At 63.8% G+C, this 536-nt stretch carries 1 protein-coding gene; it reads right to left on the minus strand.

What is annotated here, in order from left to right; genetic code table 11:
- Nucleotides 1-295 (minus strand): transposase (locus AC1D34_RS38225; RefSeq protein ID WP_476827109.1); only part of this gene is annotated, 295 nt, incomplete at its 3' end.
- Between the last annotated feature and the right edge of the window lie 241 nt (nt 296-536).

The following is a 536-nucleotide window of genomic DNA, read 5'->3' on the forward strand; positions in this document are numbered from 1 at the left end:
CGTCTGCCACGTCTGCCATCAGCGGGCCGGTCGTCGCCGCGACCTCCGGCACGATCACAGCCGGAACAAATCCTGCGCTCGAAACTGGACCGAACCGCCCGGCCCGCGCGGCGTCGCGCCAGTCGTTCAACTGCGCACGCGTGATCCCGTACTTGCGGGCCGTCGCCGAGCCCAGACGCCGACCCGAATAGCTCTCCTCGACGATCCGCAGCTTCGCTTCATCGCTGATGCGTCGCCGACCGCCCCTCTCAACGATCTCAAGCCGACTGATCGGTGTGCCTGTATAGACGTCCATACAGACGAATTTTCACCGCCAGGCCTCAATTCTCAAGGCGGCCGCACTCGGAGGGATACCCCGAAATAGCCGCACCGCGGCCTACGCCGCATGGTTACTATGTAACTGGTGCGAGCGGGCCACCTTGCGACGATCGATAACCCCGCTTGCTGATCCACTATCGCCGCCTGGACTGGCCGGTGGGGATGAAGTGATAGTGGTTGCGGATGGTGGCGACGCTCAGCGGGATATCGTTCCAGAC

Source organism: Allobosea sp. P1_A7, from assembly GCF_056406775.1.